Consider the following 26,934-nt stretch of genomic DNA (forward strand, 5'->3'; position numbering starts at 1 on the left):
ACCCGGCAACGTATCAGGGGGAAAACAGCTCTATCCTATCAACGATAGGGATCCGACTGGGACAGAAAGTCTTTGACGTACCGCGTCACCCCCTCCTCAACCCCGGTAAAGGGCTTGGTGTAACCCGCAGCCCGCAGCCGGTCCATTTTCGCCTCTGTAAAGTACTGGTACTTGTCACGGATTGGAACCGGCGTATCAATATAACGTATGTTCGGTTCCAGCCCCAGGGCACGATAGGCGGCAGCCGCCAAATCAAAGAAAGAGCGGGCCTTGCCTGTCCCCAGGTTATACAGCCCGGAAATCTGGGGATTATCCAGAAGCCACATGATCACATCCACGACATCGCCAACCCAGACGAAATCCCTGAGCTGACCCCCATCCTTGTAAGCCGGATTATGGGAGCGGAACAGGTTGAAATGGGTGTTCTGGGCTGCATGGGGGTATACTTGGGACACAACGCTGGACTGCTGCCCCTTGTGGTATTCATTAGGCCCATACACATTGAAAAACTTCAGCCCGACCCATTGCGGCGGCATCTTCTTCTTCTGGGCCAGGCGGCGGGCTACCCGGCGGTCAAAAAGATGCTTGGACCAACCATAAGCATTCAGGGGACGCATTTTTGCCAGGTGCGCAATGCTGGCATCATCGTCAAAGCCATTGCTGCCATCCCCGTATGTTGCACCGGACGACGCATAAATCAGGCGGATCCCATGCATCGCACACCACCGCAGCAAGGCGATGGAATAATCAAAATTGTTGGTCAGGATCTTGTCGACATCTTTTTCGGTCGTCGACGACACAGCCCCCATATGCAGGATGGCCTTTATTTTCGTGCGGTGTTGCTCAAGAAAATCGAAGATACGCACTGGCTCGACAATGTCAGCCAGCTCCCGGTGAGCAATGTTCCGCCACTTGTTGCCGTCGCGCAACCTGTCAACGACAACCAGATCTTCACAACCCCGGTCTTCAAGGGCTGCCAGGACGTTGGATCCGATAAAACCGGCACCACCTGTCACTACGTACATTGCTCTGTCTCCTCCCGTCGGAGCCTTCGTGAACACCTATGTCGGACGATACCCATCCCATACATACGACACACGGCGTGAAGTTCCGTATGAACCGTTATAGGCGGCGCATCGACAACCGGCAAGAACCATGCGGTCACAGTGCCTTCTCGGCAATGCCTGCAACATATTGCGACAAATGAAAGGCCACTCCATAATGGAAATGTGGCGACATGGAAAAGCCATGCGCCCAAGTTCCGGAGGACTGTTCAATGCAAACCCGCAATCGCTTGTTTGATGATGTTGCCCGCGTTGCCGGGGGGGCACTTGGCGCCTTGTCCGGTCTGCGGGAGGAACTGGAAATCCTGGTCCGCAGCCGGGTCAATCGCATCCTCGCAGACATGGACCTGGTCAACCGCGAGGAATTCGAGGCCGTAAAGGCCATGGCCGTCCAGGCCCGGAACGATGCAGATGCCATGAAAAAGAAGCTGGCCGAGATGGAGCGGGCATTGCAGGGGGTCTCTGACCCAAAACATGGAGAAGCCACACCACACGGTGGCAAAGGCACCAATCCGGGGCGAAAAGCGGCAGACAAACCCAAGCCCTGAAGAGATATCCCCAACAGGTGGGGTGTCAGGCATATATTATCCACAGAATATTGAGTGCATGATGGGCTTATTGCTTGCGTGACACAGTATGCTCTGGCACGGTTCGGTTGTCGCCGGGTGGATCTGTGCATCCTGTCTTGAGAGATCAGGTCCACTGCATCCACGATCAGGGGAGATACCTGGATGCCCGCTATTGCTGCAGACGAACCGTTTACAGAAGACAGTATTGACCATCCCATCAACCGCATAGAACGTCTGGCAACCCGCAATGCCTGGATCTTCGAACGCAGAAGCGAGGCCGAGGCCGCCGTCCAAATTCCGGGACAATGGGGTTCGTGGTGCCTTTACCTTGTTCTGGCGCGCGAACTGGATGTGCTGCACCTTTCGTGTACATTTGACATGAAAATACCCGATGATGCCAAGGAACGGGTTCTCGAGCTTCTTGTTCTGCTGAACGAGCGCTGCTGGATCGGTCACTTCACCATCTGGCTGGATGAAGGCATCCCCATGTTTCGCCATACCTTGCTGGCGCCGGAACTGACTGTTACAGACAACACAGTAGAAGATATGATCGATATTGCTGTTGCTGAATGTGAACGGGTCTTTCCAGCCTTTCGTTTCGTTCTGGAAGAGGGTATGGATGCCCGGCGCGCCGTCGATGCCTGCCTGTTTGATGTTGCGGGGGCAGCCTGATAGAAAAGCATGCCTGCCCTGCCGGGCATCATGCTCATAGGCAAAGCGCGTAACACAGCGTACAGGGTCCGGAGATATATTTGTGCTTTCCCCATTAATGCCCGTTATTCTTGTTGGTTGCGGAAACATGGGACAGGCCATGCTCTCCGGATGGCTGCACAGTGGCTTTGACCCCGGTAATATTCTTGTGATCGCCCGCAGGGGACATGCGGATCTTCCTGAAGGCGCTCAGCATCCTGATTTACGGGTCCTGCGGGATATCGGTGATCTTCCCCGCACCCAGAAAGCCTCGGCGGTTGTCTTTGCTGTCAAGCCAGGGGCAATGGCTGGCGTCATGGGTTCATGTCGTTTCTTGGTCAACCCAGAAACCGTCTTTCTTTCCGTAGCAGCCGGCATCGCCTTGAAAACCCTGCAGGACGGCCTTGGATTGCAGGCACGCAGCGTGCGAGCCATGCCCAATACACCTACGGCTGTCGGGCGCGGGGTGACCGCCTTATGCGCTGGTCCGGGCGTGGGTGAGGAACAAAAGAAGCTGTGCCATACTCTTGGCGAATCGACCGGACTGGCTGTCTGGCTTGATGACGAACGCCTGATGGACGCCGTCACAGCCCTGTCCGGATCAGGCCCTGCCTATATCTTTCACATGACAGAGGCACTGGCAAAAGCCGGGGAGGCCCTTGGGCTGCCGCCCGGGTTGGCCACTGCCTTGGCCCGGCATACCGTATGTGGCTCCGGGGAATTGATGTACCAATCAGCGGACACAGCGGAACAACTGCGCCAATACGTGACAAGCCCGGGCGGTACGACAGAAGCGGGATTGGCCGTCCTTATGCCGGAACTAACACCCCTGATGACAAGAACCCTTCAAGCCGCAGCCGAACGAAGCAGATATCTTGGGACAAGGGAATCCCACGCTAATACCATCAAGAATAGCCAGGGCGCGGAACAATAACGCTCATAGCGATTTTTGCGCTGCAATATACACTTGACCCCTATTCTGGCGTACCGTACCATCAAGTATTGCAGCGCTTCGGGGTGGGTTGCTGGCATTGCCTGTTCCTATTGTCTCCGTGGCATCGGTCTCCTTGTACATAGGAAAGATCTCAAACATGGCGTACAAGACTGAAATGCCGTTCGATTTCGACGTAAGCCGCCTGATCGCCGACATGAAGGTGCCGGGAATTGACGTGGATTCCATTGTTTCATCACAGAAAAAAAACATCGAGGCGCTGAACGCTGCCAATAAAATGGTTTTTGACGGTTTCCAGACCATCATGAAGCGCCAGGCCGAAATCCTGAGGCAAACTGTAGAGGATACCTCCGCTCTTTCTTCACGTCTGACAAGCGTGGATAACCCGGGGGATCAGTTTGTGCGCCAGACAGAACTGGCCAAGTCTGCCCTGGAGACCAATCTCGCCAACGCCCGCGAGCTGGTCGACATGATGACAAAGTCGCAGAATGAAGTTCTCAATTTGCTGAGCGCCCGGATGTCACAATCCATGGACGAAATGAAAAGCATGATTGAGAAATCCGTGAAAAACGGACCGGCAGGCGGCGGCAAGTCTTCATCAAAAACAGCCGCAAAAACAGCCGAACGCTGATCGACCAAGCGCCCTACACATAAACCACTGTCGCAGCACGCGGCAGTGGTTTTGTTATGGGCAGGCCACGACAACAGCCGCGCACGATACCAACGGCTATTGGGATTAGAAAACCCCGCCAAGATAGCGGCGGGGTCTATAACGTTACACGCTGCGATAGCTAAAAATCAAGGCAAGGCATCAACGAGCGCCTGGGCAACTGTCACACTTTTACGAGCAGCCGCAGCTTCAGAGGGCGTTTCCGCCTCCTGCAGAACAGCAAGCGCGGACTGAAGCCGCGCCACCGCAGCTTCACGGTCTATCTCATCAAGAGGAACCGCCTCTTCCGCCAGAAGCGTGCAGCGCTCCGCCGTCACCTCCGCAAAACCACCGGCGACAAAGATCTTGCGAACCGGGCCTGTCCCACGATGAACTTCAACAACACCGGGGCGAACCGTTGACAGGAAAGGGGCATGCTGCGGCATCGCACCAAAATTCCCCTCAACCCCAAGCACGACAACCATCTCCGCTGGCTCGGAAACCAAAAGACGGGCCGGAGAAACAAGTTCAAATTCAAGCGTTTCAGCCATAAGCACGCGGCTCCAAAGCAATCAGAACAAACCAGGGCAAGACGCCTGGCACCACCCCGGTACGGATCAGGCTGCAGCAGCCAGCTTCTTGCCTTTCTCCACCGCTTCCTCAATGGTTCCAACCATATAGAAAGCCTGCTCCGGCAGGTGATCATAGTCACCGTTGACGATACCACGGAACCCCTTGATGGTCTCTTCCAGTGCAACGAACACACCGGGAGTTCCCGTAAAGACTTCCGCAACGTGGAACGGCTGGGACAGGAAGCGCTGGATCTTGCGCGCCCGGGCAACCGTCAACTTGTCATCTTCAGACAGCTCGTCCATGCCCAAAATGGCAATGATATCTTGCAGCGCCTTGTAGGTCTGTAGAATTTCCTGAACGCGACGGGCAACAGCGTAATGCTCTTCACCCACCACACGCGGATCAAGGGCACGAGACGTGGAATCAAGAGGATCAACGGCCGGGAAAATAGCCTGCTCGGCAATGGCACGCGACAGCACTGTTGTTGCATCAAGGTGAGCAAACGATGTGGCTGGCGCAGGGTCTGTCAGGTCATCGGCCGGAACATAGATTGCCTGAACCGACGTGATCGATCCCTTTTTGGTGGAGGTGATACGCTCCTGAAGGGCACCCATATCCGTTGCCAAGGTTGGCTGATATCCAACGGCCGACGGAATACGCCCGAGCAGGGCCGACACTTCGGAACCAGCCTGCGTAAAGCGGAAGATATTGTCCACGAAGAACAGCACGTCCTGCCCTTCCTCGTCACGGAAGTATTCCGCCTGGGTCAAACCCGACAGGGCAACACGGGCACGGGCACCCGGAGGCTCGTTCATCTGGCCATAAACCAGAGCCACCTTGGAATTGGCACCTTCCAGATCAATAACCCCGGATTCAATCATTTCATGGTAAAGGTCGTTCCCTTCACGGGTGCGTTCACCAACACCGGCAAAAACAGAATAACCACCATGGCCTTTGGCAACGTTGTTGATCAATTCCATGATCGTCACGGTCTTGCCAACACCCGCACCACCGAACAAACCAATCTTTCCGCCCTTGGTATACGGAGCCAGCAGATCAATAACCTTGATTCCGGTCACCAGGATTTCCGTATCGGTTGACTGCTCGACAAAAGGCGGGGCCGGACGATGGATCGGGGAACGGCGACTGGTCGGGATCGGACCACGTTCATCCACAGGCTCACCAATCACATTCATGATGCGGCCCAGCACTTCTTTCCCTACCGGGACCGAGATAGCACTGCCTGTATCACGGACTTCCTGGCCACGTACCAATCCCTCGGTCGAGTCCATTGCAATGGTGCGGACGATGCCTTCACCAAGATGCTGAGCTACTTCCAAGACCAGACGGTTTCCACGATTATCCGTCTCCAGTGCCGAAAGAATAGCGGGAAGATCACCGTCGAACTTCACGTCCACAACGGCGCCAGTAACCTGGCTGATAGTACCGACGTTTTTGTTCGCCATGGCTTGACGCTCCTGTTAGGCCGGTTGTTCAAAACCGGAAAGTCTCTGTTTATCACTGCACCCGGAACCGCATAACAGTACCGGCTGTTCCGGAATGCTAGATAGCCTCAGCACCGGAAATAATTTCGATCAGTTCCTTGGTGATCATCGCCTGACGGGTCCGGTTGTAAACCAGCGTCAGCTTGTTGATCATGTCACCGGCATTCCGTGTGGCATTGTCCATTGCACTCATCCGTGCGCCCTGCTCGGAAGCATCGCTCTCCAGAAGAGCCGAGAAAACCTGCATGGCTACATTGCGCGGCAACAGATCAGCCAAAATTTCTTCTTCACCAGGTTCATACTCGTAAACCGGGCGAGCAACGCCGGAAGTAGAAGATTCAGGCGATGGAACCTCAGGCGGAGAAAACGGAACAAGCTGCTGCCGGGTAACTTCCTGCGAAATCGCAGAACGGAACTTGTTGTAGATCACCGTGCAGACATCAAACTGACCCGCGTCAAACATAGAAAGGATGGTCTGCGCCACATCATTTGCCGAACCAAATTCGGCCCCACGACGGGTCATTCCCTCACGGGTACCGATAATCAGACCAGCATACTCGCGGCGCAAGGCATCACGACCCTTGCGTCCGATGCACAGAACCTTGACGGTTTTTCCCGCAGCGATCAAATCCCGGATCATGTTTCTGGCTGACCGCACGACGTTGGCATTGAAGCCACCACAAAGCCCGCGATCCGCTGTCATAAGGACAACAAGGTGAACATCATCACGGCCGGTTCCTGCCAGAAGCTTCGGGGCACCGGAAGAGCCGGCAACCGAAACGGCCAACCCCGCCAGCATACGCCCCATACGCTCTGCATAGGGGCGCCCGGCTTCTGCAGCATCCTGGGCACGACGCAATTTGGATGCCGCAACCATTTTCATGGCGCTCGTGATCTTCCGGGTATTCTTCACCGAGTTGATCCGAACGCGGAGATCCTTGAGGCTAGCCATCGGCTGTCAGGCCTTCTTTCACTCGAAATACTCCCCGGCGATAACCGGGGCACTCCGTCTGGTTCAAACTACCTGTTCCCGACATAGCCGGGAACAGTACGCGACACCCTTGTCTCAAGCAGCAAAAGCTTTGGCAAAGCCATCCAAGAACGCAATCAGTTTCGCTTCCGTTTCCTTGGAAATAGCCTTCTCAGAACGAATGGCCGCAATCATATCCGCGCCCTTGTTCCGCATCTCTGCCAACATCTCACGCTCATAGCGGTTAACAGCAGACACAGGCAATGAATCCAGATAGCCGCGCGTACCGGCAAAGATTGAAACAACCTGCTCTTCAACCGGCATGGGGCTGAACTGGGGCTGCTTCAGAAGCTCGGTCAGGCGGGCACCGCGGGCCAGCAGCTTCTGTGTTGCCGGATCCAGATCCGAGGCAAACTGGGCAAAAGCCGCCATTTCCCGATACTGGGCCAGATCCATCTTGATGGTACCGGCAACCTGCTTCATTGCCTTGATCTGCGCCGCAGAACCAACGCGGGACACAGACAGACCAACGTTCACAGCCGGACGGATACCCTTGAAGAAAAGGTCTGTTTCCAGGAAAATCTGGCCGTCGGTGATAGAAATCACGTTGGTCGGAATATAGGCCGAAACATCGTTTGCCTGGGTTTCAATAACCGGCAGAGCTGTCAGCGACCCCTTGCCCGCAGCATCACCAAGTTTTGCCGCACGCTCCAGAAGGCGGCTGTGCAGATAGAACACGTCGCCCGGATAAGCTTCACGTCCGGGAGGACGGCGCAGCAGCAGCGACATCTGACGATAGGCAACCGCCTGCTTGGACAGATCATCATAGAAGATAACCGCATGCATGCCGTTGTCGCGGAAATACTCACCCATGGTGCAGCCTGTATAGGGCGCCAAGAACTGCATGGGAGCCGGCTCGGATGCGGTAGCAGCCACCACAATGGTGTAGTCCAGCGCACCGTGATCTGCCAAGGTCTTCACAACCTGGGCAACAGTGGAACGCTTCTGACCAACTGCCACATAGATGCAGAACAGCTTTTCGCTGTCGTTGCGAGCCGCATCATTGACTTTCTTCTGGTTGAGAATGGTGTCGATGATAACCGCAGTCTTGCCTGTCTGGCGGTCCCCGATGATCAGCTCACGCTGGCCGCGCCCGATCGGGATCAGGGAGTCAATGGCCTTCAGGCCGGTTTGCATCGGCTCATGAACAGACTTGCGGGGAATAATCCCAGGAGCCTTGACGTCAGCCATGCTCCGCGACACATCAGGCAGAGTGCCCTTGCCGTCAATCGGATTGCCCAAACCGTCGACCACACGGCCCAGAAGCCCCTTGCCAACCGGAACATCCACAATGGAGCTGGTACGGCGAACGGTGTCCCCTTCACGGATCGAACGGTCATCACCAAAAACAACAACACCGACGTTGTCTGTTTCCAGGTTAAGAGCCATTCCCTTGATGCCGCCGGGAAACTCGACCATTTCACCGGCCTGGACCTTGTCCAGGCCATGAATGCGGGCAATACCGTCACCGACGGAGAGCACACGACCAACTTCGGCGGATTCAGCTTCGGTACCAAAGCTGGCAATCTGTTCCTTGAGGATAGCGGAAATTTCCGCGGCGCGGATTTCCATCACCCGACCCCTTTCATGGCAAGCTGAAGACGTTGCAGCTTTGTGCGAACGCTGTTGTCAACCATCCTTGACCCAATTCTTACGATCAGACCGCCAAGGATGGACGGATCAATTGTGGAGCGGACAGCGACGTCCTTGCCCACAGCCTGACGCAAGGCGGCAGACAGGGCTTGGGACTGGCTGTCGGAAAGCTTTCTGGCAGAAACGACCTCGGCCGTTACCTCGCCGCGCGCGGCGGACAGGCGCGCCAGATACGCCGCTATAATGCCGGACAAAGCTGGCAAGCGACGGTTTGTGGACAAGAGACCAAGAAAATGACGCGACAATTCGGAAAGACCAGCTTTCTCGGCCAGCGCGACAATACCCTTCCGGTGTTCCTTCCGGGTAACAACGGGAGAGGCGATCAGGCGCATCAGGTCAGCGCTCTCATCAAGCATGGACTGGAACCGCCGCAAGTCTCCGGCCACCTGGTCAAGCACACCGCGTTCCTCGGCAAGCTCATACAGCGCCAAGGCATATCGGTCTGCCAAACCTTTTGTTCCTGCAATTTCGGATGACACGTTCTGCTTGCCCCGGGAAAACAAAAGAATACAGGTGGATAGAAATCTTCTGAAAGCTGTTTTTCAAACGTCTGGAAACCGGAGAAAGGATCAAGGCCCCCTCCGGCGCGGTTGGTTGGTAACATAACGCGTCCTGCGTTGCAAGCACCTGACGCCCACACATGCTGTCATACCCGGTACAATCCGGTCACAGAAAACTGTACGGATCGACATCAATCTGGACCCGCACCCGCCCGGACAGAGGAACACGGGAAAGCCACGACCGCACGATCGGTTGAATGCGCACACTGCGCGGCGCCTTCAACAACAAACGCCAGCGGTACAAACCTCTCAGTAAAGCCATGGGAGCCGGGGCAGGCCCCAGAACCTCAACCTCCGGCATGGACGGTGCCACCCGGGCCAGGGCACGTGCTGTCTGTTCGACACGGGACGCATCCGGGCCAGAAACGATCAAGGCGGCCAAACGTCCGAAAGGCGGCATTCCCATCAAACGACGCCCCTCGGCCTCCGCTTCCAGAAACACAGCGGGATCCCCTCCGGCCAGCGCCTGCAAAACAGGGTGGGAAGGCTGGAAAGTCTGGAGGAGAACCTTTCCCGGTCGATCACTGCGTCCGGCCCGGCCGGCAACCTGCGACAACATCTGATAGGTTCGCTCCGCCGCGCGCAGATCACCACCAGACAAACCAAGATCCGCATCAACAACCCCGACCAGTGTCAGGAACGGAAAATGGAGCCCCTTTGCCAGCACCTGCGTGCCAACCAGAATATCTACATCACGGTTCTGCACCTGCTGGACCAAAGACGCAACGGCGCGCGGCCCTGACAGGGTGTCAGATGCAACCAGCGCCATGCGGGCATGAGGGAAGCGGCCTGCCACTTCCTCAGCAATCCGTTCAACGCCCGGGCCGCAGGCTGCAAAATCATCCGGCGCTTCACAGGACGGGCAAAAGTCAGGACGGGCAACATAATATCCGCAATGATGACACTGCAGACGCGCATGGCGGCGATGCTCCACCAGCCACGCCGTACAATGCGGACACTGCAAACGATGCCCGCACGTCCGGCACAATGTCAGGGGGGCATAGCCGCGACGGTTCAGGAACAGCAGTGCCTGCTCTCCCGCAGCAAGAGTCTGCTCCAGGGCATTCACCAAGGTTGGTGCCAACCATGACGGGCCCCACGCCCCCGGCTCGGGACGATCACGACGCACATCCAGAATATCGACGTCCGGCAGAACCGCTGCACCATGACGGCTGCCCAGATGCACACGATCGTAGCGCCGTTCCCGCCCGTTGATAACGGTCTCCAGGGATGGCGTCGCTGATGCCAGAATAACCGGAATGCCCGCCAGATGCGCACGGGCCACAGCCATGTCACGGCCGTGATAGACCACACCGTCTTCCTGCTTGAAGGCCGCCTCGTGCTCTTCATCCACAACAATCAGGCCCAGCTTGGCATACGGCAGGAACAGCGCAGACCTGGCCCCCACGATGACAGAGGCTGTCCCGTTGGCAACCGCGCGCCAGGTCCGCCGCCGAACAGCCGACGAAAGATCGGAATGCCACTGCGACGGCAAGGCGCCAAAACGCACCCGGAAACGCTCCAGCCATTGCGCGGTCAGAGTAATTTCCGGCAACAGGACCAGCACCTGCAAACCAGCCCGCAGCGCAGAGGCAACGGCTTCAAAGTAAACCTCCGTCTTGCCGGATCCGGTCACGCCTTCAAGGATCGTACAGCGGTATCCATGCCCTACAGCATCTACCAGCCGGGCTGCGGCCCGCTCCTGATCCGACGACAGAACGGGGCCGGCAAGGGTCCCGTCCGGCATGGCATCAGCGGGCACACTATCGGCAACAGCCTGCAAAAGGCCGGCCTCCGCAAGACCACGCACAACCGATACGCTGACACCAGCCAGCCGGGCCATATCCGACAGGGATAACGGAACAGCCTGCCCGGCCATGACATCACGCACCCGCAGCCGTGCCGGCGTCATGCGAGGCATTTCCGCACGATCTGGACCATCACCAGCCCAGCGCCACAGGGAACGGGCAGGCTCCTCCTCCAGCGCATCGGCAACAGGTAAAACCATCTTCAGGACAGCGCCGGGGGACGCCATTGTCCAGGCCGCAACCCACTCCACAAAACGCCGCGAGACGGCAGGGATGTGGGGGGCATTCTCAAGCACCGCATCCACCGGCCGAATGCGAGCGCGATCAAGCATGCCCGCCCCCGGCCCCCAGACAATGCCGCAAACCATCTTCCGCCCCAACGGAACCCGCACCGCAGTGCCGGGCCTCAGGGTCATGCCGGATGGTACACTATAGTCATAGGGCCCCTCCACAGGCAGCGGCAAAAGAACTGCCACAATGCTTCCTTCGACAAAACAAGCATCATCAGCCCCGCAGTCATCCGCAGGCAAACGCGGGGACAGGGATGAAAGGGCAATGTCTGGGGTGGGATTGGACTCCGGCATGGGCTACACTCTAACCGGACGGGCCCAAGGATACCATGCCTTCGTAAGCCTGAATTCCGATCCTGCGTATTCAGCCACAGAGATTCTCCTGCCATGAAATTCTTTCTTGATACCGCCGATGTTTCCGAAATTCGCGCCATGGCCGACATTGGCCTTGTCGATGGCGTGACCACCAACCCGACCCTGGTTGCCCGCTCGGGCCGCAAGTTTGTCGAAGTGGTTCGTGAGATCTGCGACCTTGTCCGTGGTCCGGTCAGCGCCGAAGTGACCGCGACCGACTTTGACACCATGATGCGCGAGGCAGAAGTTCTGCGCCGCATATCCCCGAATGTAGCCGTCAAGGTTCCCCTGACAGCCGATGGGCTGAAGGCATGCCGTGCCATTACCGGCGACGGGGGCATGGTCAATGTCACGCTGGTGTTCTCCGCTGCACAGGCCATTCTGGCTGCAAAGGCCGGGGCAACGTTTGTATCCCCGTTTGTCGGACGGCTGGATGACCTGTCCCACGACGGAATGGCCCTGATCGATGACATTGCCACGATCTTCGCCAACTATCCTGCCATCCAGACCGAAATTCTGGCCGCATCGATTCGCTCGCCCCTGCATGTGGTCGACGCAGCCCGCATGGGTGCCCACGTGGCCACCATGCCTGCCAAGGTCATGGAGCAGATGATCAGCCACCCACTGACACGCAGCGGCCTGGAAACCTTCCTGTCCGACTGGGCCAGGACCGGCCAGTCCATCCTGGAGGGCTAGGGTGATGAACCCCGGCACCCGAGATCCGGTTCCACAGCCCCTGTCACCTTCGGACGTGGAACTCTTCCTGAAGTCCAACCCGGATTTCCTGATGGAGCGACCGGAGCTGATGGCATCCCTGCTGCCGGACCGTGATCTTGGGGCCGGGGTGGTTGATTTCCAGGCACGTGCCCTCAAAGCCCTGCGCACAGAAGCTGACGAGCTGCGGGCAGGAGCCCGGGAGGTCATACACACCGCCCGCGAAAATATGAGCCTGCAGAACGCAACCCACCATGCCGTTGTCGCGCTTTTGGGGGCCGAAAGCCTGCAAGACCTGATGATTGCCCTGACCCAGGATGTACCCATGATGGTGCACGTGGATCTGGCGGCCCTGATCTGTGAACCAGGCCTGCCCCTTCCCCTTGCCGGTCAGGTCATCCAGGTTCCGCATGGTGAAATTGACCGGCTGCTGGGGGACAGTGACGTGCGTCTGCGTCCTTTCTGCGGAACCGGAGCAGCTCTGTATGGTGAAGCATCGGCCTTGATCCGCTCCGATGCGCTGGTGCGCTTGCGACATTCCGGCCACCCCCCTGCGGTTCTGGCCCTGGCCAGCCGGGACACGGGAACCTTTGAACCCGGGCAGGGAACCGAACTTCTGGTTTTCCTTGCCACCGTCCTTGACTTCTGCCTGATACGCTGGCTGACCCGTGACTGATCTCCACACCTGTACCGCCGCCGACCTGCACCACGCCATTGATGAATGGCGCAGCTGGCTCTCGGCAGAACGACGCTGCAGCACACATACGCTGGATGCCTACACCCGCGACCTAGCAACTTTTCTGAATTTTCTTGTTCATTTCCACGGCACCGTTCCTGACCTGCCTACCCTGACAGAGCTGAAAGGGTCTGACTTCCGGGCCTTCCTGGCCGCACGAACGCAGGAAGGGCTGTCACGCCCCTCGCTGGCACGCGGGCTGTCAACGTTGCGCAACTTTTTCCGCTTCCTGGACCGGGCGGGTTTTTGCAGCAACCCGGCTTTGAAAACCGTCCGAACCCCCCGCCAGCCACAACACCTCCCCCGCCCCTTGAGCGAAGATGCCGCGCTGGAAGCCATTGCAAGTGCATCAGCCCTGCACGATGAACCATGGCTGGCAGCCCGGGACACCGCTTTACTTCTGCTGTTGTACGGATGCGGCCTGCGCCTGGGGGAAGCCCTTGGCCTGACAGTCAGCCAAAGCCCGGCTTCAGACAGTATGGTGGTCACCGGCAAAGGCAAACGGCAAAGGGTCGTCCCCGTGTTGCCGATGGTCCGGGAAGCCATTCTGAAGTATCGCAACGCATGCCCATGGCCGGAATACCCGAACCGCCCGCTGTTCCTGGGAACACGGGGCAAGGCCCTGAACCCGGGCGTTGTACAGCGTCAGGTGCGGCGGTTACGGGTGCTGCTCAACCTTGATGAAAACGCAACACCACACGCCCTGCGCCACAGCTTTGCCACACACCTCCTGGCCGGCGGAGGAGACCTGCGCACCATCCAAGAACTTCTGGGTCACGCCTCGCTCAGCACAACACAGCGCTACACAGCCGTGGATGACAGCCGCCTTCTGGAGGTGCATCGCTCAGCGCACCCCCGTGCCTGAGAACAGAAGACCTAGGCCAGCATGGAACGCAGCATCCAAGCCGTCTTTTCGTGCACCTGAAGCCGCTGGGTGAGCAAGTCTGTTGTTGACTCGTCGCGGGCATCTTCCGCCAGGGGAAAAACATCCCGCGCCGTACGGGCAACAGCCTCGTGCCCTTTCACAAGCTGGGCAATCATGTCCTCGGCTGCTGGCACGCCGGTCTCTTCCTTCAGGGACGTCAGTGCCGAAAACTGCTTGTACGAACCGGGCGCATAAGCTCCAAGGGCGCGGATACGTTCTGCCACCAGATCAACAGCCAAGGCCAGTTCATTGTACTGGGTTTCAAACATCATATGCAGGGTATTGAACATCGGACCGGTAACATTCCAATGGAAATTATGGGTCTTGATGTAAAGTGTGTAGGTATCGGCCAGAAGACGGGAAAGACCATCAGCAATCTTCAGTCTCTGTTTTTCGGGAATACCGATATCAATTTTTGTTGCCGGTGCAGAAGCCGTCTTGCGGGACATACGGTTTTCCTTTCGCCATGCAGGAAAAGACGATGGGAACAACCCAGATGGTATGACAGCGCAACAGAGACGTACAGACATATTCCTGCCGCTACACAGACTCTGCAGGACCAGACCATAAACACGCTGATATAGATTTCTTGAAGTTTGATCAACCTTATGTATTTTACATTCGCAGGTCGGACTGTCGGGCCCATAACTCGTCTTTTGCCTGGGTGAATGTGCCGACAAGCCCGGGGTATCCCTGTCAACAGGACACAACGGGTCTTCATGAAAGGATCGCCGTGTTCAGCAAATCGTCTGTCAAGCATGACGGCATGTCCGCCGTTGATCATAAAACCCTGTGCCTGGCCGCCCTGGGGGGGGCACTGGAGATTTATGACTTCATTATCTTCGTGTTTTTTGCCCTGACAATCAGCCAGCTGTTCTTTCCACCCGAAGGACCGGAATGGTTCCGCCTTTTACAGACAGTGTGTGTTTTTGCAGCGGGCTACTTGGCTCGACCGCTTGGTGGCATTCTGATGGCTCACTTTGCCGACAGACACGGGCGCAAAAAGGCATTCAGCCTCAGCATCCTGATGATGGCCCTGCCCTGCTTTGTTATCGGTGCGATGCCGACCTATGCTGAAATCGGGTATCTGGCTCCGGGTATTCTTCTGCTGTTGCGCATTATTCAAGGCGCAGCCGTCGGGGGAGAAGTACCCAGTGCCTGGGTTTTTGTGGCAGAACACGCGCCGGCTCACCGCCGTGGCTATTCCCTTGGTCTATTACAGGCGGGCCTGACCTTGGGCTATCTGCTTGCCGCAATCGTCGCGACCCTGCTGGCCAAAACCTTCACCCCGGAAGAGATGCTGGACTACGGCTGGCGCCTGCCTTTCCTGATTGGCGGCTTTTTTGGCATCACCGGGGTTTGGCTGCGTCAATGGCTGAACGAAACCCCGCTGTTCATCCGCATGGCCGCCATGCGTGACCGTTCCGGAAAATTCCCCTTGGGCGATGTGGTACGTACACAGTCTGCATCATTGATTCCGGCTGTCATCCTGACATGTGTGCTTGCATCTGCCGTCATTGTTCTGGTGGTTGTAACACCAACCATGCTGCAAAAGCTGTTTGGCATGTCGGCCGAGTCCACCTTCTCTCTCAGCTGCGTTGCCATCATGTGCCTGAACATTGGCTGTGTTATCGCCGGCATGGTGGTGGACAGGATCGGAGCCTGGAAGGGCGTTATGCTGTACAGCCTGCTTCTACCGATTGGCGTTGCGGTTCTGTATGCCGGTATTCTGGGGGGAGGCGCCTGGCTCGTTGCGGCCTGCGTGGTGTCCGGCCTGTGCTGTGGCATTGTCGGTACGGTTCCATCGGTGATGGTTGGCCTCTTCCCCACAGAAATGCGGGTATCAGGCATTTCGTTGACTTACAATATTGCCTACTCCCTGTGGGCCAGCTTTACCCCACCCCTGCTGATTGCCCTGATGCCGGAAAACACTTGGATCTGCGTGTGGTTTGCCTTGGGCATGGGGGTTGTTGGCCTGATCACCGCATCCCTGTGCCGTCATCGTTCCGTCCGGATGGTATCCATTCAGGGAACAGCGGCATAAGTATCAGGACGCCACAAAAAACCCGGCCATATGGCCGGGTTTTCTTCAGACAAAGTACCTGTTCAGATATGCAGGGGACGTTTGTCCACAGCCAGCATGGCTTCCTTGATCGCTTCTCCAAGCTGGGGATGCGCATGGCTGGAACGGGCTATATCTTCGGCAGAAGCCCCGAACTCCATACCTACAACCACTTCCTGAATCAGATCACCGGCCATGGCTCCCACAATATGGCACCCCAGAACGCGGTCTGTCTTTGCGTCCGCCAGCACCTTGACCAACCCGTCGGTCGTATTGTTTGCACGCGCCCGCCCGTTGGCCGTAAAGGGGAACTTGCCAACCTTGTAGGCCACGCCGTCTGCTTTCAGCTGTTCCTCTGTTTTCCCGACCATAGCTATTTCAGGATCAGTGTAAACCACAGACGGAATAGCCCCATAGTTGACGTGCCCGGACTGGCCGGCCAGAAGTTCAGCTACGGCCACTCCTTCTTCCTCGGCCTTGTGGGCCAACATTTGCCCGCCGATCACATCACCAATGGCGAACACGCCTTGGGCCTTGGTCTGATAATCGTGATCAACGGCAATAAAACCACGGGAGTCCGGAACAACACCAATGCTCTCAAGACCAAGTCCCTCGGTATAGGGGCGACGGCCGATGGCAACCAGCACCACATCAGCATCCAAGGTCTCACCGGCACCACCCTTTGATGGCTCCAGCTTCAGGGATACACCCTTCTTGCCCGTAGAAGCGCCCGTGACCTTGTATCCCAGACGGAAGTTCATTCCCTGCTTTTCGAGAATTCTCTGGGCCTGCTTGCGGATCTCGCCATCCATTGGCGGCAGGATAAAGTCCAGATATTCGACGACTGTCACCTCCGCCCCCAAGCGACGCCAGACCGACCCCAGCTCCAGACCGATCACCCCGGCCCCGATCACCACCATCTTCCCCGGAACAGACGACAGCGACAGCCCACCGGTGGACGAAACAATACGCTTCTCGTCAATGGTAACACCCGGAAGCGGCATAACGTCCGACCCGGTGGCAATCACAATATTCTTTGCCTGCACCGTCTGGGCCTGGGCGCCACTGACCTGGACAGTGCCCGGCGCGGTAATCTTGCCGGCGCCCTTAATATAGGTAATCTTGTTTTTCTTGAACAGAAACTCGATACCGCCGGTATTGTCCGAAACCACCTTGTCCTTGTGCGCCATCATCTTGGGCAGATCCAGCCGGACACCAGAGACGGCAACACCAAGATCACCCATATGGTGGGCCGCATGCTCATACATGTGTGTGGCATGCAACAGGGCCTTGGATGGAATACAGCCGACATTGAGGCAGGTCCCGCCCAGTGCGCCGCGCTTCTCGACACATGCGACCTTCATGCCAAGCTGAGCCGCCCGGATGGCGCAAACATATCCGCCCGGCCCCCCGCCAATGACAACCAGATCGTAGACTTCCGACATGCGATATACCCTTCCGGAAAGGATGTGACAAACCCCGCGCCCCGGGGGCGGAAACAGATAACGGAGGGCTGGATTCCCCGCCCTCCGTCAACACACAACTAGATATCCATCAGGATCCGTCCCGGATCCTCAAGACATTCCTTCACCCGCACCAGGAACGTGACCGCTTCCTTGCCATCAATGATCCGGTGATCATAGGACAAGGCCAGATACATCATCGGGCGGGCCGCAATCGACCCATCAGGCATGACCATCGGACGCATCTGGGTCTTGTGCATTCCCAGAATGCCCGACTGCGGCGGATTGAGGATAGGCGTCGACATGAGGGATCCATAAACCCCACCATTGGAGACCGTAAACGTACCGCCCTGCATGTCTTCCATGGTCAGCTTGCCGTCACGGGCCTTCTTGCCAAAGTCACCAATTGTCTTCTCGATCTCGGAGAAACTGAGGCGGTCGCAATCCCGGACAACCGGCACAACCAACCCCTGAGGCCCACCAACCGCCACCGAAATGTCGTAGTAGTTCTTGTAGACAATGTCATCGCCGTCAATTTCGGCATTCACTGCCGGAATTTCCTGCAAAGCCTGGACACAAGCCTTCACAAAGAAGGACATGAAGCCAAGCCGCACACCGTGGCGTTTCTCGAAGGCGTCCTTGTAACGGTTGCGCAGCTCCATGACACTGGTCATGTCCACTTCGTTGAACGTGGTCAGCATGGCAGCCGTGTTCTGGGCATCCTTCAAACGTTTGGCAACGGAACGACGCAGGCGGGTCATCTTCACCCGTTCTTCACGCGGGCCACGGGCCATGGTTGCTGCTGCACCCGGCTGCATCGCCGCCGCAGCCTGGGCAGCCGGACCAGGAGCCGATTTGCCGGACGCAAGAAACGCCTGTACATCTTCCTTGGTCAGGCGGCCATCCTTGCCGGATGCCGGTATCCTGGACGGATCCAGGCTGTGCTCCTCCACCAGCTTGCGCACAGCCGGCGACAATGGATGATCAGCATTGGCACCGGAACGAGCCGCAGGAGCGGGCGCAGCAGGTGCCTGTGCTGCCTTGGGCGGGGCCGAAGCCGCAGGAGCCGGAGCCGCCTTGGCCGGAGCAGCAGAAGACCCGGCAGAGCCGGCAGCCCCTTCGTTGATCCGCCCCAGAATGGCACCCACAGCCACCTCGGCACCAACATCGGCAACAATCTCTGCCAACGCACCGGAAACCGGGGCATTGACCTCGACCGTCACCTTGTCGGTTTCAAGCTCGACCAATGGCTCATCGGCCTTGACCGCGTCGCCCGGCTTCTTGAACCACTTGGCAACGGTTGCTTCGGAAACAGATTCACCCAGGGCGGGGACTTTGAGTTCGGTAGCCATGACGTCCTCGATTGTGTCGTCGTATTACGGCGGAGCAGCCCGGCAATCAAGCCGGCTTGCCCGGGGTGGGTGCCCGTCGGAAGGGCTGTGGCAAATCCTTGAAAGCCCAGGACAGTGCCTGTTCAACCAGCAGAGCCTGTTCGGCATTGTGCTTTTTGTAACTGCCTGTCGCGGGGGAAGCCGAAGCCGTACGACCGACATAATGAGCTTTGCCGGTCTTGTGGCCCATTTCTTCCAGAAGAACATCCAGACGCATCTTCACAAAGGTCCAGTATCCACCATTGGCCGGCTCTTCCTGACACCAGACAATCTCTGCACCCGGATAACGGGACAACTCGCGGACAATGGCAGCCTTTGGCCATGGATACAGCTGCTCGACCCTTATGATTGCAACATCGCCGATATCCTGATCCATACGGGCCTGCAACAAATCATAATAGACCTTGCCACTGCACAGAACGACCCGACGCACCTTCACATTTTTCTTCAGGTCGCCTAGCTTCTCGCCAATCACACGCCGGAATGCAGACCCCGGACCAAATTCTGACAACGTGCTGACTGCCAGCTTGTGCCGGAGCAGGGATTTCGGAGTCATGATAATCAGCGGCTTGCGGAAATTCCGGCGCAACTGACGTCGCAAGGCATGGTAATAATTGGCAGGCGTCGTCAGGTTGCAGACCTGCATGTTGTCCTCGGCGCACAGCTGGAGATAACGCTCCGGACGGGCGGAGGAATGCTCCGGCCCCTGCCCTTCGAAACCGTGCGGCAACAGGACAGTCAGGCCCGACAGGCGCAGCCACTTTGACTCCGAAGACGCGATGTATTGGTCAAAGATAATCTGGGCCCCGTTGGCAAAGTCCCCGAACTGGGCCTCCCAGAGGGTCAGCCCATTGGGTTCTGCCATGGAATACCCGTACTCGTAACCAAGCACCCCGTATTCCGACAGTGGACTGTCCAGAACCTCGTACTGGGCCTGGCCTGTACGGATGTGATTGAGGGAAACATAGGTTTTTTCGCTTGTCTGATCGACCAGAACCGAATGGCGCTGCGAGAATGTACCGCGCCCGCAGTCCTGACCGGACAAGCGAACCGGGTGACCTTCCAGAAGCAGGGTCCCGAAGGCAAGGGCTTCACCGGTTGCCCAGTCAATGTCCTTGCCTGTCTTGAACATGTCTTCCTTTGCCTTGAGCTGGCGCAGGATCTTCCGGTTGACGTCGAAATCCTTCGGTGGCGTGTAAAGGGCGCGACCAACATCTTTCAGGACATCAAGCGGAACCTGGGTATCATACTCTTGGCTTTCCTCTTCATCCGAAAGACGGGTCAGCCCCTTCCAGCGACTTTCAAGCCAGTCCGCCTTGTTGGGCTTGTAGGAGGCAGCCGCCTGGAACTCCTGCTCCAGATGCTGCTGGAAGGCATCATAGATACCGTCAGCCTCGTCCGATTTCAGAACACCGTCCGCAACCAGACGCCCGGCGTAACGCTTGCATGTCGTTTCATGCGCACCGATCCGGCGGTACATGTTTGGCTGCGTGAACGCCGGTTCATCGGATTCATTATGGCCGTGGCGACGGTAGCAGACAATATCCAGAACCACATCGGAACCGAAGGCCTGACGATACTCGACAGCAATGCGAGCCGCGTGGACAACAGCGTCCGGATCATCCCCGTTGACGTGCAGGATCGGGGCCTGCACCATTTTGGCAATTTCAGTGCAATACGTTCCTGAACGGCTGTACTGGGGCGCCGTTGTAAAGCCGATCTGGTTGTTGACCACAACATGAATGGTCCCGCCAGTACGATACCCTTTCAACTGGCTCATCACAAAACACTCGGCCACCACCCCTTGGCCAGAGAATGCGGCGTCGCCATGCAGAAGAAGCCCCAGAACACGGGTCCGGGCTGTATCACCCAGCTGGGTCTGACGGGCACGCACCTTGCCCAGAACGATGGGATCAACGGTTTCCAGATGCGATGGGTTGGCCTGCAGTGACAGGTGAACCATCTTGCCGCCAAACTCGCGGTCAACCGATGTTCCAAGGTGATACTTCACATCGCCGGATCCCTGAACTTCGTCAGGATTCGAGGAATTGCCCTGGAATTCAGAGAACATGGCCCGGAATGGCTTGCGCATGATGTTGGTCAGCACATTCAGCCGACCCCGGTGGGCCATGCCAATCACAACTTCCTCGATACCCAGCTGGCTACCCCGGTGCAGGATCTGTTCGATCGCCGGGATCGTTGCTTCCCCTCCCTCAAGGCCGAACCGCTTGGTCCCGGTGTACTTGACCTGAAGGAATTTCTCGAACCCCTCGGCTTCGCACAGACGCTCGTAAACAGCCCGACGCCCAAGGGCAGGACCATCACCCGGCGCACGGGGCGCTTCAATTCGCTCCTGTATCCAGGCCTTCTGGTCCGGATACTGGATGTGCATGAATTCCACACCGATGGTATCGCAATACGTTTTCCGGAGCAGGGTCAGGATCTGGCGCAGCGTAGCCTTTTCCAGTCCAAAAGCGTCATCAATGAAAATTTCGCGGTCCAGATCGGCTTCCGTGAAGCCGTAGGTACGATAATCCAGCTCGGGATGTGGTGTCGGTTCGTTGATCCCCAAGGGATCAAGGGTCGCCATCAGATGGCCACGGACCCGATACGTCCGGATGATCATGAGCGCGCGTATGGAATCAAGGGCCCGTGCACGAACCTCGGCTTCTGATACACCACCCCCACTGCCGGGCTTTTTCTTGTTGCCACCAGCAGGGGCATCGGCATCTGCGGCGCCAATAACCTTGGTCTTCGAACGTCCCCAAACCGGACCGGATACTTCCCGCGCCAAAGCAGCGGGGTCATCCATCAGTTCCTTGAACATGCCGATCCAGCTGGGATCAACCGACGACGGATCGTCGAGGTACCGCTGGTACAACTCGGCGATAAAGGCGGCATTGGCGCCGGTCAAGAACGAAGCTTCCACGCTTCCTGTCCTTTACGTCATACCCGTTGTTGAACAAACCGCGATCGGACCGGGATGTTCCGGCGCGGTGCGGGCCACATCACACAAACGCATCCCGACAAAACGGATGCGCGGGAAACCGGAACCCACAACGCGTGACAACCGGTTTCCCCACCATCACCTCAACCCTTCATCAACGACAGCATGGTGCTGCCAAGAGCGGAAGGGCTGTCCGCAACCACAATGCCGGCAGAGCGCATGGCTTCCATCTTGGCATCAGCCGTGCCCTTGCCGCCGGAGATAATGGCACCGGCATGGCCCATTCTCTTGCCCGGCGGTGCTGTCACCCCGGCAATGAAACCGACCATCGGCTTTTTCACCTTGCTCTTCTTGATGAACTCGGCTGCTTCTTCTTCGGCAGATCCACCAATTTCACCAATCATGATGATGCCCTGGGTTTCCTTGTCGGCCAGGAACATTTCCAGGCAATCAATGAAGTTGGTTCCATTAACCGGGTCACCACCAATGCCAATGCAGGTAGATTGCCCCAATCCAGCAGCCGTCGTCTGGGCCACCGCTTCATACGTCAGCGTACCGGAGCGTGAGACCACGCCGATCTTGCCGCGCTGGTGAATATGGCCGGGCATAATGCCGATCTTGCACTCACCCGGGGTGATAACACCCGGGCAGTTGGGGCCAACCAGACGGCTGCGCGATCCGGACAAGGCCCGCTTGACGCGCACCATATCCAGAACCGGTATCCCTTCGGTGATGCAAACAATCAGCTCCATCTCGGCATCTATAGCCTCGAGAATAGCGTCAGCCGCACCCGGGGGAGGAACATAAATCACCGATGCATTGGCACCGGTTTTTGCCCGGGCATCAAGAACTGTGTCGAAGACCGGAAGATCCAGATGACGCGACCCACCCTTCCCCGGGCTGGTGCCACCCACCATCCGGGTACCATAGGCAATGGCCTGCTCGGAATGGAACGTACCTTGCTTGCCGGTAAAGCCCTGGCAGATAACTTTGGTATCCTTGCCAATAAGAACGGCCATTTTATTTTGCCTCCTTCACGGCTTTGACGACCTTCTCGGCCGCGTCCGCCAGGTTGTCGGCGGCAATAATGGGCAGACCGGACTCACGCATGATCTTCTTGCCAAGATCAACGTTCGTGCCTTCCAGACGGACCACCAGAGGAACATTCAACGATACCTCACGCGCAGCAGCCACCACGCCCTCGGCAATAACATCACACCGCATGATCCCGCCAAAGATATTGACCAGGATCCCTTTAACGTTGGGATCACGGAGAATGATCTTGAAAGCTGTGGTCACACGCTCCTTGGTCGCACCACCGCCAACATCCAGGAAATTGGCCGGTGAACCACCATAAAGCTTGATGATATCCATTGTCGCCATGGCAAGACCGGCACCGTTGACCATACAACCGATCGAGCCATCCAGCTTGATATAGTTCAGGGCGTGGAGAGCCGCCTCGATTTCCGAAGGGTCTTCCTCATCCTCGTCACGCAGGTCGGCAAGTTCCTTGTGACGGTACAGGGCGTTGTCATCAAAGGACATCTTGCAGTCCAGAGGGATGACCGTGCCATCACCGGTCACAACCAGCGGGTTGATCTCCAGCAGGGCAATGTCCAGGCCCAGGAAACACGTGTACAGGCTTGTCAGCAGCTTGCCGAAAACCTCGACCTGCCCTCCTTCCAGACCCAAGGCAAAGGCAAGCTTGCGGCAATGGAAGCCGGAAATCCCCGAGGCGGGATCAATATCCTGAACAATGATCTTTTCCGGGGTGCGGGCAGCTACTTCCTCGATGTCCATACCGCCTTCGGTGGATACCATGACCGCAACACGCGACGTAGCACGGTCAACGAGCATCGACAGGTATAGTTCACGGCGGATGTCACAACCGGATTCAATGTAAACCCGCTTGACTTCCTTGCCGTCCGCGCCGGTCTGATGGGTCACCAGTGTCTTGCCCAGCATCTGTCCGGCATTCACCTTGACGTCATCAACGGACTTGACGACACGAACGCCACCCTTGTCTCCGGCGGCAGATTCCTTGAACTTGCCTTTTCCACGCCCACCGGCATGAATCTGGGACTTTACGACAAAGACCGGTGACGACAGGCCAGAGGCCACCTTGGCAGCCTCATCAGCGGTATAGGCAACACCGCCCGCCAAAACAGGAACGCCAAACTTCTTCAGCAGTTCCTTGGCCTGATACTCGTGAATATTCATGTTTCAGCCTTCTCCTGGTTTGCCCCCCGGGGGGAGGACTGTTGTGACCTACCCCTTGGGCATCAATTCCCGGGACTTGGCAATCAGGCCACGGACGGAATCAACGGAATGATCGAACATTTCCTTTTCGTCCTTGTTGAGCTTGATCTCGACGATCTTCTCAACGCCCTTGTCGCCGATAATAACAGGCACACCAACATAAATGCCGTCCAGCCCATACGGTCCGTCAACCCAGGCGGCGCAGGGCAACAGACGGCGCTGGTCTTTAAGATAGGACTCCGCCATCTGGACCGCAGAGGCAGCCGGCGCGTAGAATGCCGACCCCGTCTTCAGCAGGCCAACGATTTCGGCCCCTCCATCACGGGTCCGCTGAACAATCTGGTCCAGCTTTTTCTGGGAGATCCACTTCATCTTGACAAGATCCGGCAACGGAATGCCGGCAACCGTCGAATAACGAACCAGTGGCACCATGGTGTCACCATGACCACCCAGCACAAACGCGGTAATATCCTTGACCGAGACCTTGAATTCCTCGGCCAGGAAATACCGGAAGCGGGCGGAATCAAGAACACCGGCCATACCAACGACCTTGTGATGGGGCAGGCCAGCCGCTTCGCGCAGCACCCACACCATGGCATCAAGTGGATTGGTGATGCAGATCACAAAAGCCTTGGGGCAATACTGACGGATCCCCTTCCCGACAGAAACCATGACCTTGGCATTGGTTTCGATCAGGTCATCGCGCGACATACCGGGCTTGCGGGGAACGCCGGCAGTAACAATCACGACATCGGCACCGGCAATGGCAGAATAGTCCGTGGCCCCGGAATAGGCGGCATCAACACCTTCCACCGGCGTGGATTCGGCGATATCAAGCCCTTTCCCTTGCGGGATACCGTCTGTGATGTCGAACAGGACGACATCGCCCAGTTCTTTCAGACCGATCAGATGCGCCAGCGTGCCGCCGATGTTGCCAGCACCGACCAGAGCAATCTTCTTGCGTGCCATGGAAAATCCCCTCGTATGATTACGAACTGCGCGAATGCCAAAGGCCAAGTCCGCTCATCGCGTTTCCCGGACGGGTACCGCGCGGGAGTCGACAACCCCGACAGGCGGCCTTCGATAGCCTGATTTTGCACGGAAAGCAAGCCGCCAGGACACACACTTTCCGGTATCACACAACGACATACCCACCTGAAAACAAGTCGGCACGCCAACACCGCAGGCATAAAAACATACCGGAAGAAAAGCACCTGCAGACAAACAGTTTCTTTCTCCGGACACACAGGCAGAGGCATCCGCAGACTGTGCCGCAGACCATGTCTCTCAAGGCAAAAGCCCGAACCGTCCAAGGCCGGTCCCGGCAACACCTGTCTTGTGCCTGTGGGGACCATTGTCGCGATCGACCCCTCTTGACCATGCTGCATCGCATGCAGCCGTCCAAACAGCACCGTATCCCGTACCATACGCCATGCCAAAGGTTTTGACGGCTGTTTTTCGCTCTGGATGCATGATGGAAAACAAGACCCCGTGCCAAGGACACAAACACGCGAATCTGCCCACGACATCAGACACAACAAGGGGAAAAGTGATCATGCCACATGACGTGCGCCAATATAGCTCTCCGATTGCATTTCCATCAGCCTTGACACCGTTCTATGGAATTCAAAAGCTCCATCCCCGTCGGGATACAAATGCTCCGGGTCCGCCTCGGCCGACAGGACAAGCAAGGTTTTATGGTCATAGAGAGCATCAATCAGCATGACAAAGCGGCGAGCATGATCACGGTTATGAGGCCCCAGAACGGGCACACTGTCCAGAACAACAGCATCATACGCAGAAGCAAGATGCAGATAATCGGTCGCTGCCAAAGGACGCTCACACAAGTCACGGAATGAAAAACGGGCCACATCCCCGGCAGCAAGGGGCACAGGAAGGGCACGCCCGTTGATATCCAGCTGTACCGGCACGGCTGACAATCCCCCGGCCAGGCGGGTAAATGCATCGTCAAGCGCCCGATCCGCGTGCGATCCCAGCGGGGTATGGTAGATCTGCGCTCCCTTCATACGACCCAACCGGTAATCCGTTGGCGACGTCAATTCCAGCAAATCAAGCCGCGCTTTGATCATGCTGATGAAGGGCAAAAATTTCTCACGCTGCAGACCATCCTTGTAAAGTTCATCCGGAGCACGGTTCGAGGTCACAACGATCACCGCACCAGCACGAAACAATTCCTCGAAAATACGACCGATGATCATGGCATCGGCAATATCGCGAACCTCCAGCTCATCCAGACACAACAACCAGCTTTCCTGTGCTATACGCCGTGCAAGGGGCGGCACCGGATCAGTCCCGTCACGGTCTGGGCTTTTGCGCCAAGCGTGCACCGCCTTGTGGAAATCACGCAGGAATTCATGAAAGTGGACTCTCCGGCAAGCCTTGACCGGGGCTGTATGGACAAAGACATCCATCAGCATCGACTTTCCGCGTCCAACCGGGCCATACAGATACAAACCCTGGGGCGGATCCATGTCCGGAGACATCCGCGCAAAACCAAAGCGGACACGCCACCCGCTGCGGCCCAAAGAGGGCTGATATCCTTTCAGTGCGTGATGCAGGGAATTCAACTTTTCCGCTGCCAGCTCCTGCACAGGATCGGCACGCAGACACCCTTGGGCAAGGCGGGCGCGGTAAAGAGACAGGGGATCATCATTCATGGCGGTTCCGGGTCCACGTTATATGTCAGCACAAGGCCGCAAAGCGTTAGACCAAAAACAGA

Annotated in this window: 23 protein-coding genes; 8 read left to right on the plus strand and 15 right to left on the minus strand. The window is 57.4% G+C overall.

Features of this window, described 5'->3' with window-relative positions:
• Positions 1-38 precede the first annotated feature (38 nt).
• A complete protein-coding gene (gene rfaD / locus HEQ61_RS07915) occupies positions 39-1,025 on the minus strand; it encodes an ADP-glyceromanno-heptose 6-epimerase (RefSeq protein ID WP_066134149.1) in 987 nt (328 codons plus the stop codon).
• 212 nt (positions 1,026-1,237) lie between these two features.
• Between rfaD and HEQ61_RS07920 the strand changes: the two genes are divergently transcribed.
• The 4 genes from HEQ61_RS07920 to HEQ61_RS07935 all read left to right on the plus strand — a co-directional run bounded on the left by HEQ61_RS07920 (position 1,238) and on the right by HEQ61_RS07935 (position 3,906).
• Positions 1,238-1,612, plus strand: coding sequence for an accessory factor UbiK family protein (locus HEQ61_RS07920; RefSeq protein ID WP_245183198.1), 375 nt, complete (start codon positions 1,238-1,240; stop codon positions 1,610-1,612).
• 183 nt (positions 1,613-1,795) lie between these two features.
• Entirely contained in the window at positions 1,796-2,305 is a 510-nt protein-coding gene (locus HEQ61_RS07925; protein ID WP_168020453.1) for a YbjN domain-containing protein, read from the plus strand.
• 82 nt (positions 2,306-2,387) lie between these two features.
• A complete protein-coding gene (gene proC, locus HEQ61_RS07930) occupies positions 2,388-3,257 on the plus strand; it encodes a pyrroline-5-carboxylate reductase (protein ID WP_322099228.1) in 870 nt (289 codons plus the stop codon).
• 157 nt (positions 3,258-3,414) lie between these two features.
• Complete coding sequence (locus HEQ61_RS07935) at positions 3,415-3,906, plus strand: phasin family protein (protein WP_168020455.1); 492 nt, start codon at positions 3,415-3,417, stop codon at positions 3,904-3,906.
• Between the two features lie 167 nt (positions 3,907-4,073).
• On the opposite strand, the gene atpC is transcribed toward HEQ61_RS07935, so the two are convergent.
• From atpC to HEQ61_RS07965, 6 genes are all read right to left on the minus strand, one after another.
• The gene (gene atpC / locus HEQ61_RS07940; protein WP_168020457.1) at positions 4,074-4,475 is read right to left on the minus strand and encodes an ATP synthase F1 subunit epsilon; all 402 of its coding nucleotides are present in this window, start codon (positions 4,473-4,475) and stop codon (positions 4,074-4,076) included.
• A gap of 66 nt (positions 4,476-4,541) precedes the next feature.
• Positions 4,542-5,963: a F0F1 ATP synthase subunit beta gene (gene atpD, locus HEQ61_RS07945; RefSeq protein WP_168020459.1), complete on the minus strand. Its 1,422-nt coding sequence runs from the start codon at positions 5,961-5,963 to the stop codon at positions 4,542-4,544.
• A 97-nt stretch (positions 5,964-6,060) separates the two neighbouring features.
• Positions 6,061-6,954 (minus strand): F0F1 ATP synthase subunit gamma, encoded by an 894-nt coding sequence (locus HEQ61_RS07950; protein WP_168020461.1) that lies wholly within the window; start codon positions 6,952-6,954, stop codon positions 6,061-6,063.
• A 114-nt stretch (positions 6,955-7,068) separates the two neighbouring features.
• Positions 7,069-8,604: a F0F1 ATP synthase subunit alpha gene (gene atpA / locus HEQ61_RS07955; protein ID WP_168020463.1), complete on the minus strand. Its 1,536-nt coding sequence runs from the start codon at positions 8,602-8,604 to the stop codon at positions 7,069-7,071.
• Positions 8,604-9,164: a F0F1 ATP synthase subunit delta gene (locus HEQ61_RS07960; protein WP_168020465.1), complete on the minus strand. Its 561-nt coding sequence runs from the start codon at positions 9,162-9,164 to the stop codon at positions 8,604-8,606. The genes atpA and HEQ61_RS07960 overlap by 1 nt, the downstream gene beginning before the upstream one ends.
• Positions 9,165-9,351: 187 nt before the next feature.
• Complete coding sequence (locus tag HEQ61_RS07965) at positions 9,352-11,637, minus strand: primosomal protein N' (protein WP_168020467.1); 2,286 nt, start codon at positions 11,635-11,637, stop codon at positions 9,352-9,354.
• Positions 11,638-11,730: 93 nt separating this feature from the next.
• Between HEQ61_RS07965 and fsa the strand changes: the two genes are divergently transcribed.
• From fsa to HEQ61_RS07980, 3 genes are read left to right on the plus strand one after another with little or no spacing between them, the layout of a single operon-like run.
• On the plus strand, positions 11,731-12,393 hold the full coding sequence (gene fsa / locus HEQ61_RS07970) for a fructose-6-phosphate aldolase (protein WP_168020469.1): 663 nt from the start codon (positions 11,731-11,733) through the stop codon (positions 12,391-12,393).
• Between the two features lie 4 nt (positions 12,394-12,397).
• Positions 12,398-13,087 (plus strand): DUF484 family protein, encoded by a 690-nt coding sequence (locus tag HEQ61_RS07975; protein WP_168020471.1) that lies wholly within the window; start codon positions 12,398-12,400, stop codon positions 13,085-13,087.
• Positions 13,080-14,012, plus strand: a complete 933-nt coding sequence (locus tag HEQ61_RS07980) for a tyrosine recombinase XerC (RefSeq protein ID WP_168020473.1) — start codon at positions 13,080-13,082, stop codon at positions 14,010-14,012. The genes HEQ61_RS07975 and HEQ61_RS07980 overlap by 8 nt, the downstream gene beginning before the upstream one ends.
• A gap of 11 nt (positions 14,013-14,023) precedes the next feature.
• Here HEQ61_RS07980 and HEQ61_RS07985 read toward each other — a convergent pair whose 3' ends face one another.
• On the minus strand, positions 14,024-14,521 hold the full coding sequence (locus HEQ61_RS07985; RefSeq protein WP_168020475.1) for a Dps family protein: 498 nt from the start codon (positions 14,519-14,521) through the stop codon (positions 14,024-14,026).
• A 284-nt stretch (positions 14,522-14,805) separates the two neighbouring features.
• Here HEQ61_RS07985 and HEQ61_RS07990 point away from each other — a divergent pair, with 284 nt between their 5' ends.
• Positions 14,806-16,116: an MFS transporter gene (locus HEQ61_RS07990; protein WP_209315669.1), complete on the plus strand. Its 1,311-nt coding sequence runs from the start codon at positions 14,806-14,808 to the stop codon at positions 16,114-16,116.
• 62 nt (positions 16,117-16,178) lie between these two features.
• Here the strand turns inward: HEQ61_RS07990 and lpdA are convergent, their stop codons facing one another.
• The 7 genes from lpdA to zapE all read right to left on the minus strand — a co-directional run bounded on the left by lpdA (position 16,179) and on the right by zapE (position 26,872).
• A complete protein-coding gene (gene lpdA / locus HEQ61_RS07995; protein ID WP_168020477.1) occupies positions 16,179-17,579 on the minus strand; it encodes a dihydrolipoyl dehydrogenase in 1,401 nt (466 codons plus the stop codon).
• 98 nt (positions 17,580-17,677) lie between these two features.
• Positions 17,678-18,949: a 2-oxoglutarate dehydrogenase complex dihydrolipoyllysine-residue succinyltransferase gene (gene odhB / locus HEQ61_RS08000; protein ID WP_168020479.1), complete on the minus strand. Its 1,272-nt coding sequence runs from the start codon at positions 18,947-18,949 to the stop codon at positions 17,678-17,680.
• Positions 18,950-18,995: 46 nt separating this feature from the next.
• Positions 18,996-21,917 carry a 2-oxoglutarate dehydrogenase E1 component gene (locus HEQ61_RS08005; RefSeq protein ID WP_168020481.1) on the minus strand — a complete coding sequence of 974 codons (2,922 nt, stop codon included), beginning with the start codon at positions 21,915-21,917 and terminating at the stop codon, positions 18,996-18,998.
• Positions 21,918-22,078: 161 nt separating this feature from the next.
• Positions 22,079-22,954: a succinate--CoA ligase subunit alpha gene (gene sucD / locus HEQ61_RS08010; protein WP_168020482.1), complete on the minus strand. Its 876-nt coding sequence runs from the start codon at positions 22,952-22,954 to the stop codon at positions 22,079-22,081.
• A 1-nt stretch (position 22,955) separates the two neighbouring features.
• Complete coding sequence (sucC, locus tag HEQ61_RS08015) at positions 22,956-24,155, minus strand: ADP-forming succinate--CoA ligase subunit beta (protein WP_168020484.1); 1,200 nt, start codon at positions 24,153-24,155, stop codon at positions 22,956-22,958.
• 48 nt (positions 24,156-24,203) lie between these two features.
• Positions 24,204-25,163, minus strand: coding sequence for a malate dehydrogenase (gene mdh / locus HEQ61_RS08020; RefSeq protein WP_168020486.1), 960 nt, complete (start codon positions 25,161-25,163; stop codon positions 24,204-24,206).
• Positions 25,164-25,747: 584 nt separating this feature from the next.
• Positions 25,748-26,872 (minus strand): cell division protein ZapE, encoded by a 1,125-nt coding sequence (gene zapE, locus HEQ61_RS08025; RefSeq protein ID WP_168020488.1) that lies wholly within the window; start codon positions 26,870-26,872, stop codon positions 25,748-25,750.
• Between the last annotated feature and the right edge of the window lie 62 nt (positions 26,873-26,934).

It is taken from the genome of Haematospirillum sp. H4485 (genome assembly GCF_012102745.1).
Lineage (GTDB): Bacteria > Pseudomonadota > Alphaproteobacteria > Rhodospirillales > Rhodospirillaceae > Haematospirillum.

Excerpts from the sequence above, each read along its gene's own strand:
- rfaD (WP_066134149.1), bottom strand. The coding sequence starts at position 1,025 with ATGTACGTAGTGACAGGTGGTGCCGGTTTTATCGGATCCAACGTCCTG.
- HEQ61_RS07920 (WP_245183198.1), top strand. The coding sequence starts at position 1,238 with ATGGAAAAGCCATGCGCCCAAGTTCCGGAGGACTGTTCAATGCAAACC.
- HEQ61_RS07925 (WP_168020453.1), top strand. The coding sequence starts at position 1,796 with ATGCCCGCTATTGCTGCAGACGAACCGTTTACAGAAGACAGTATTGAC.
- HEQ61_RS07935 (WP_168020455.1), top strand. The coding sequence starts at position 3,415 with ATGGCGTACAAGACTGAAATGCCGTTCGATTTCGACGTAAGCCGCCTG.
- atpC (WP_168020457.1), bottom strand. The coding sequence starts at position 4,475 with ATGGCTGAAACGCTTGAATTTGAACTTGTTTCTCCGGCCCGTCTTTTG.
- atpD (WP_168020459.1), bottom strand. The coding sequence starts at position 5,963 with ATGGCGAACAAAAACGTCGGTACTATCAGCCAGGTTACTGGCGCCGTT.
- HEQ61_RS07950 (WP_168020461.1), bottom strand. The coding sequence starts at position 6,954 with ATGGCTAGCCTCAAGGATCTCCGCGTTCGGATCAACTCGGTGAAGAAT.
- atpA (WP_168020463.1), bottom strand. The coding sequence starts at position 8,604 with ATGGAAATCCGCGCCGCGGAAATTTCCGCTATCCTCAAGGAACAGATT.
- HEQ61_RS07965 (WP_168020467.1), bottom strand. The coding sequence starts at position 11,637 with ATGCCGGAGTCCAATCCCACCCCAGACATTGCCCTTTCATCCCTGTCC.
- fsa (WP_168020469.1), top strand. The coding sequence starts at position 11,731 with ATGAAATTCTTTCTTGATACCGCCGATGTTTCCGAAATTCGCGCCATG.
- HEQ61_RS07975 (WP_168020471.1), top strand. The coding sequence starts at position 12,398 with ATGAACCCCGGCACCCGAGATCCGGTTCCACAGCCCCTGTCACCTTCG.
- HEQ61_RS07985 (WP_168020475.1), bottom strand. The coding sequence starts at position 14,521 with ATGTCCCGCAAGACGGCTTCTGCACCGGCAACAAAAATTGATATCGGT.
- lpdA (WP_168020477.1), bottom strand. The coding sequence starts at position 17,579 with ATGTCGGAAGTCTACGATCTGGTTGTCATTGGCGGGGGGCCGGGCGGA.
- odhB (WP_168020479.1), bottom strand. The coding sequence starts at position 18,949 with ATGGCTACCGAACTCAAAGTCCCCGCCCTGGGTGAATCTGTTTCCGAA.
- sucD (WP_168020482.1), bottom strand. The coding sequence starts at position 22,954 with ATGGCCGTTCTTATTGGCAAGGATACCAAAGTTATCTGCCAGGGCTTT.
- sucC (WP_168020484.1), bottom strand. The coding sequence starts at position 24,155 with ATGAATATTCACGAGTATCAGGCCAAGGAACTGCTGAAGAAGTTTGGC.
- mdh (WP_168020486.1), bottom strand. The coding sequence starts at position 25,163 with ATGGCACGCAAGAAGATTGCTCTGGTCGGTGCTGGCAACATCGGCGGC.
- zapE (WP_168020488.1), bottom strand. The coding sequence starts at position 26,872 with ATGAATGATGATCCCCTGTCTCTTTACCGCGCCCGCCTTGCCCAAGGG.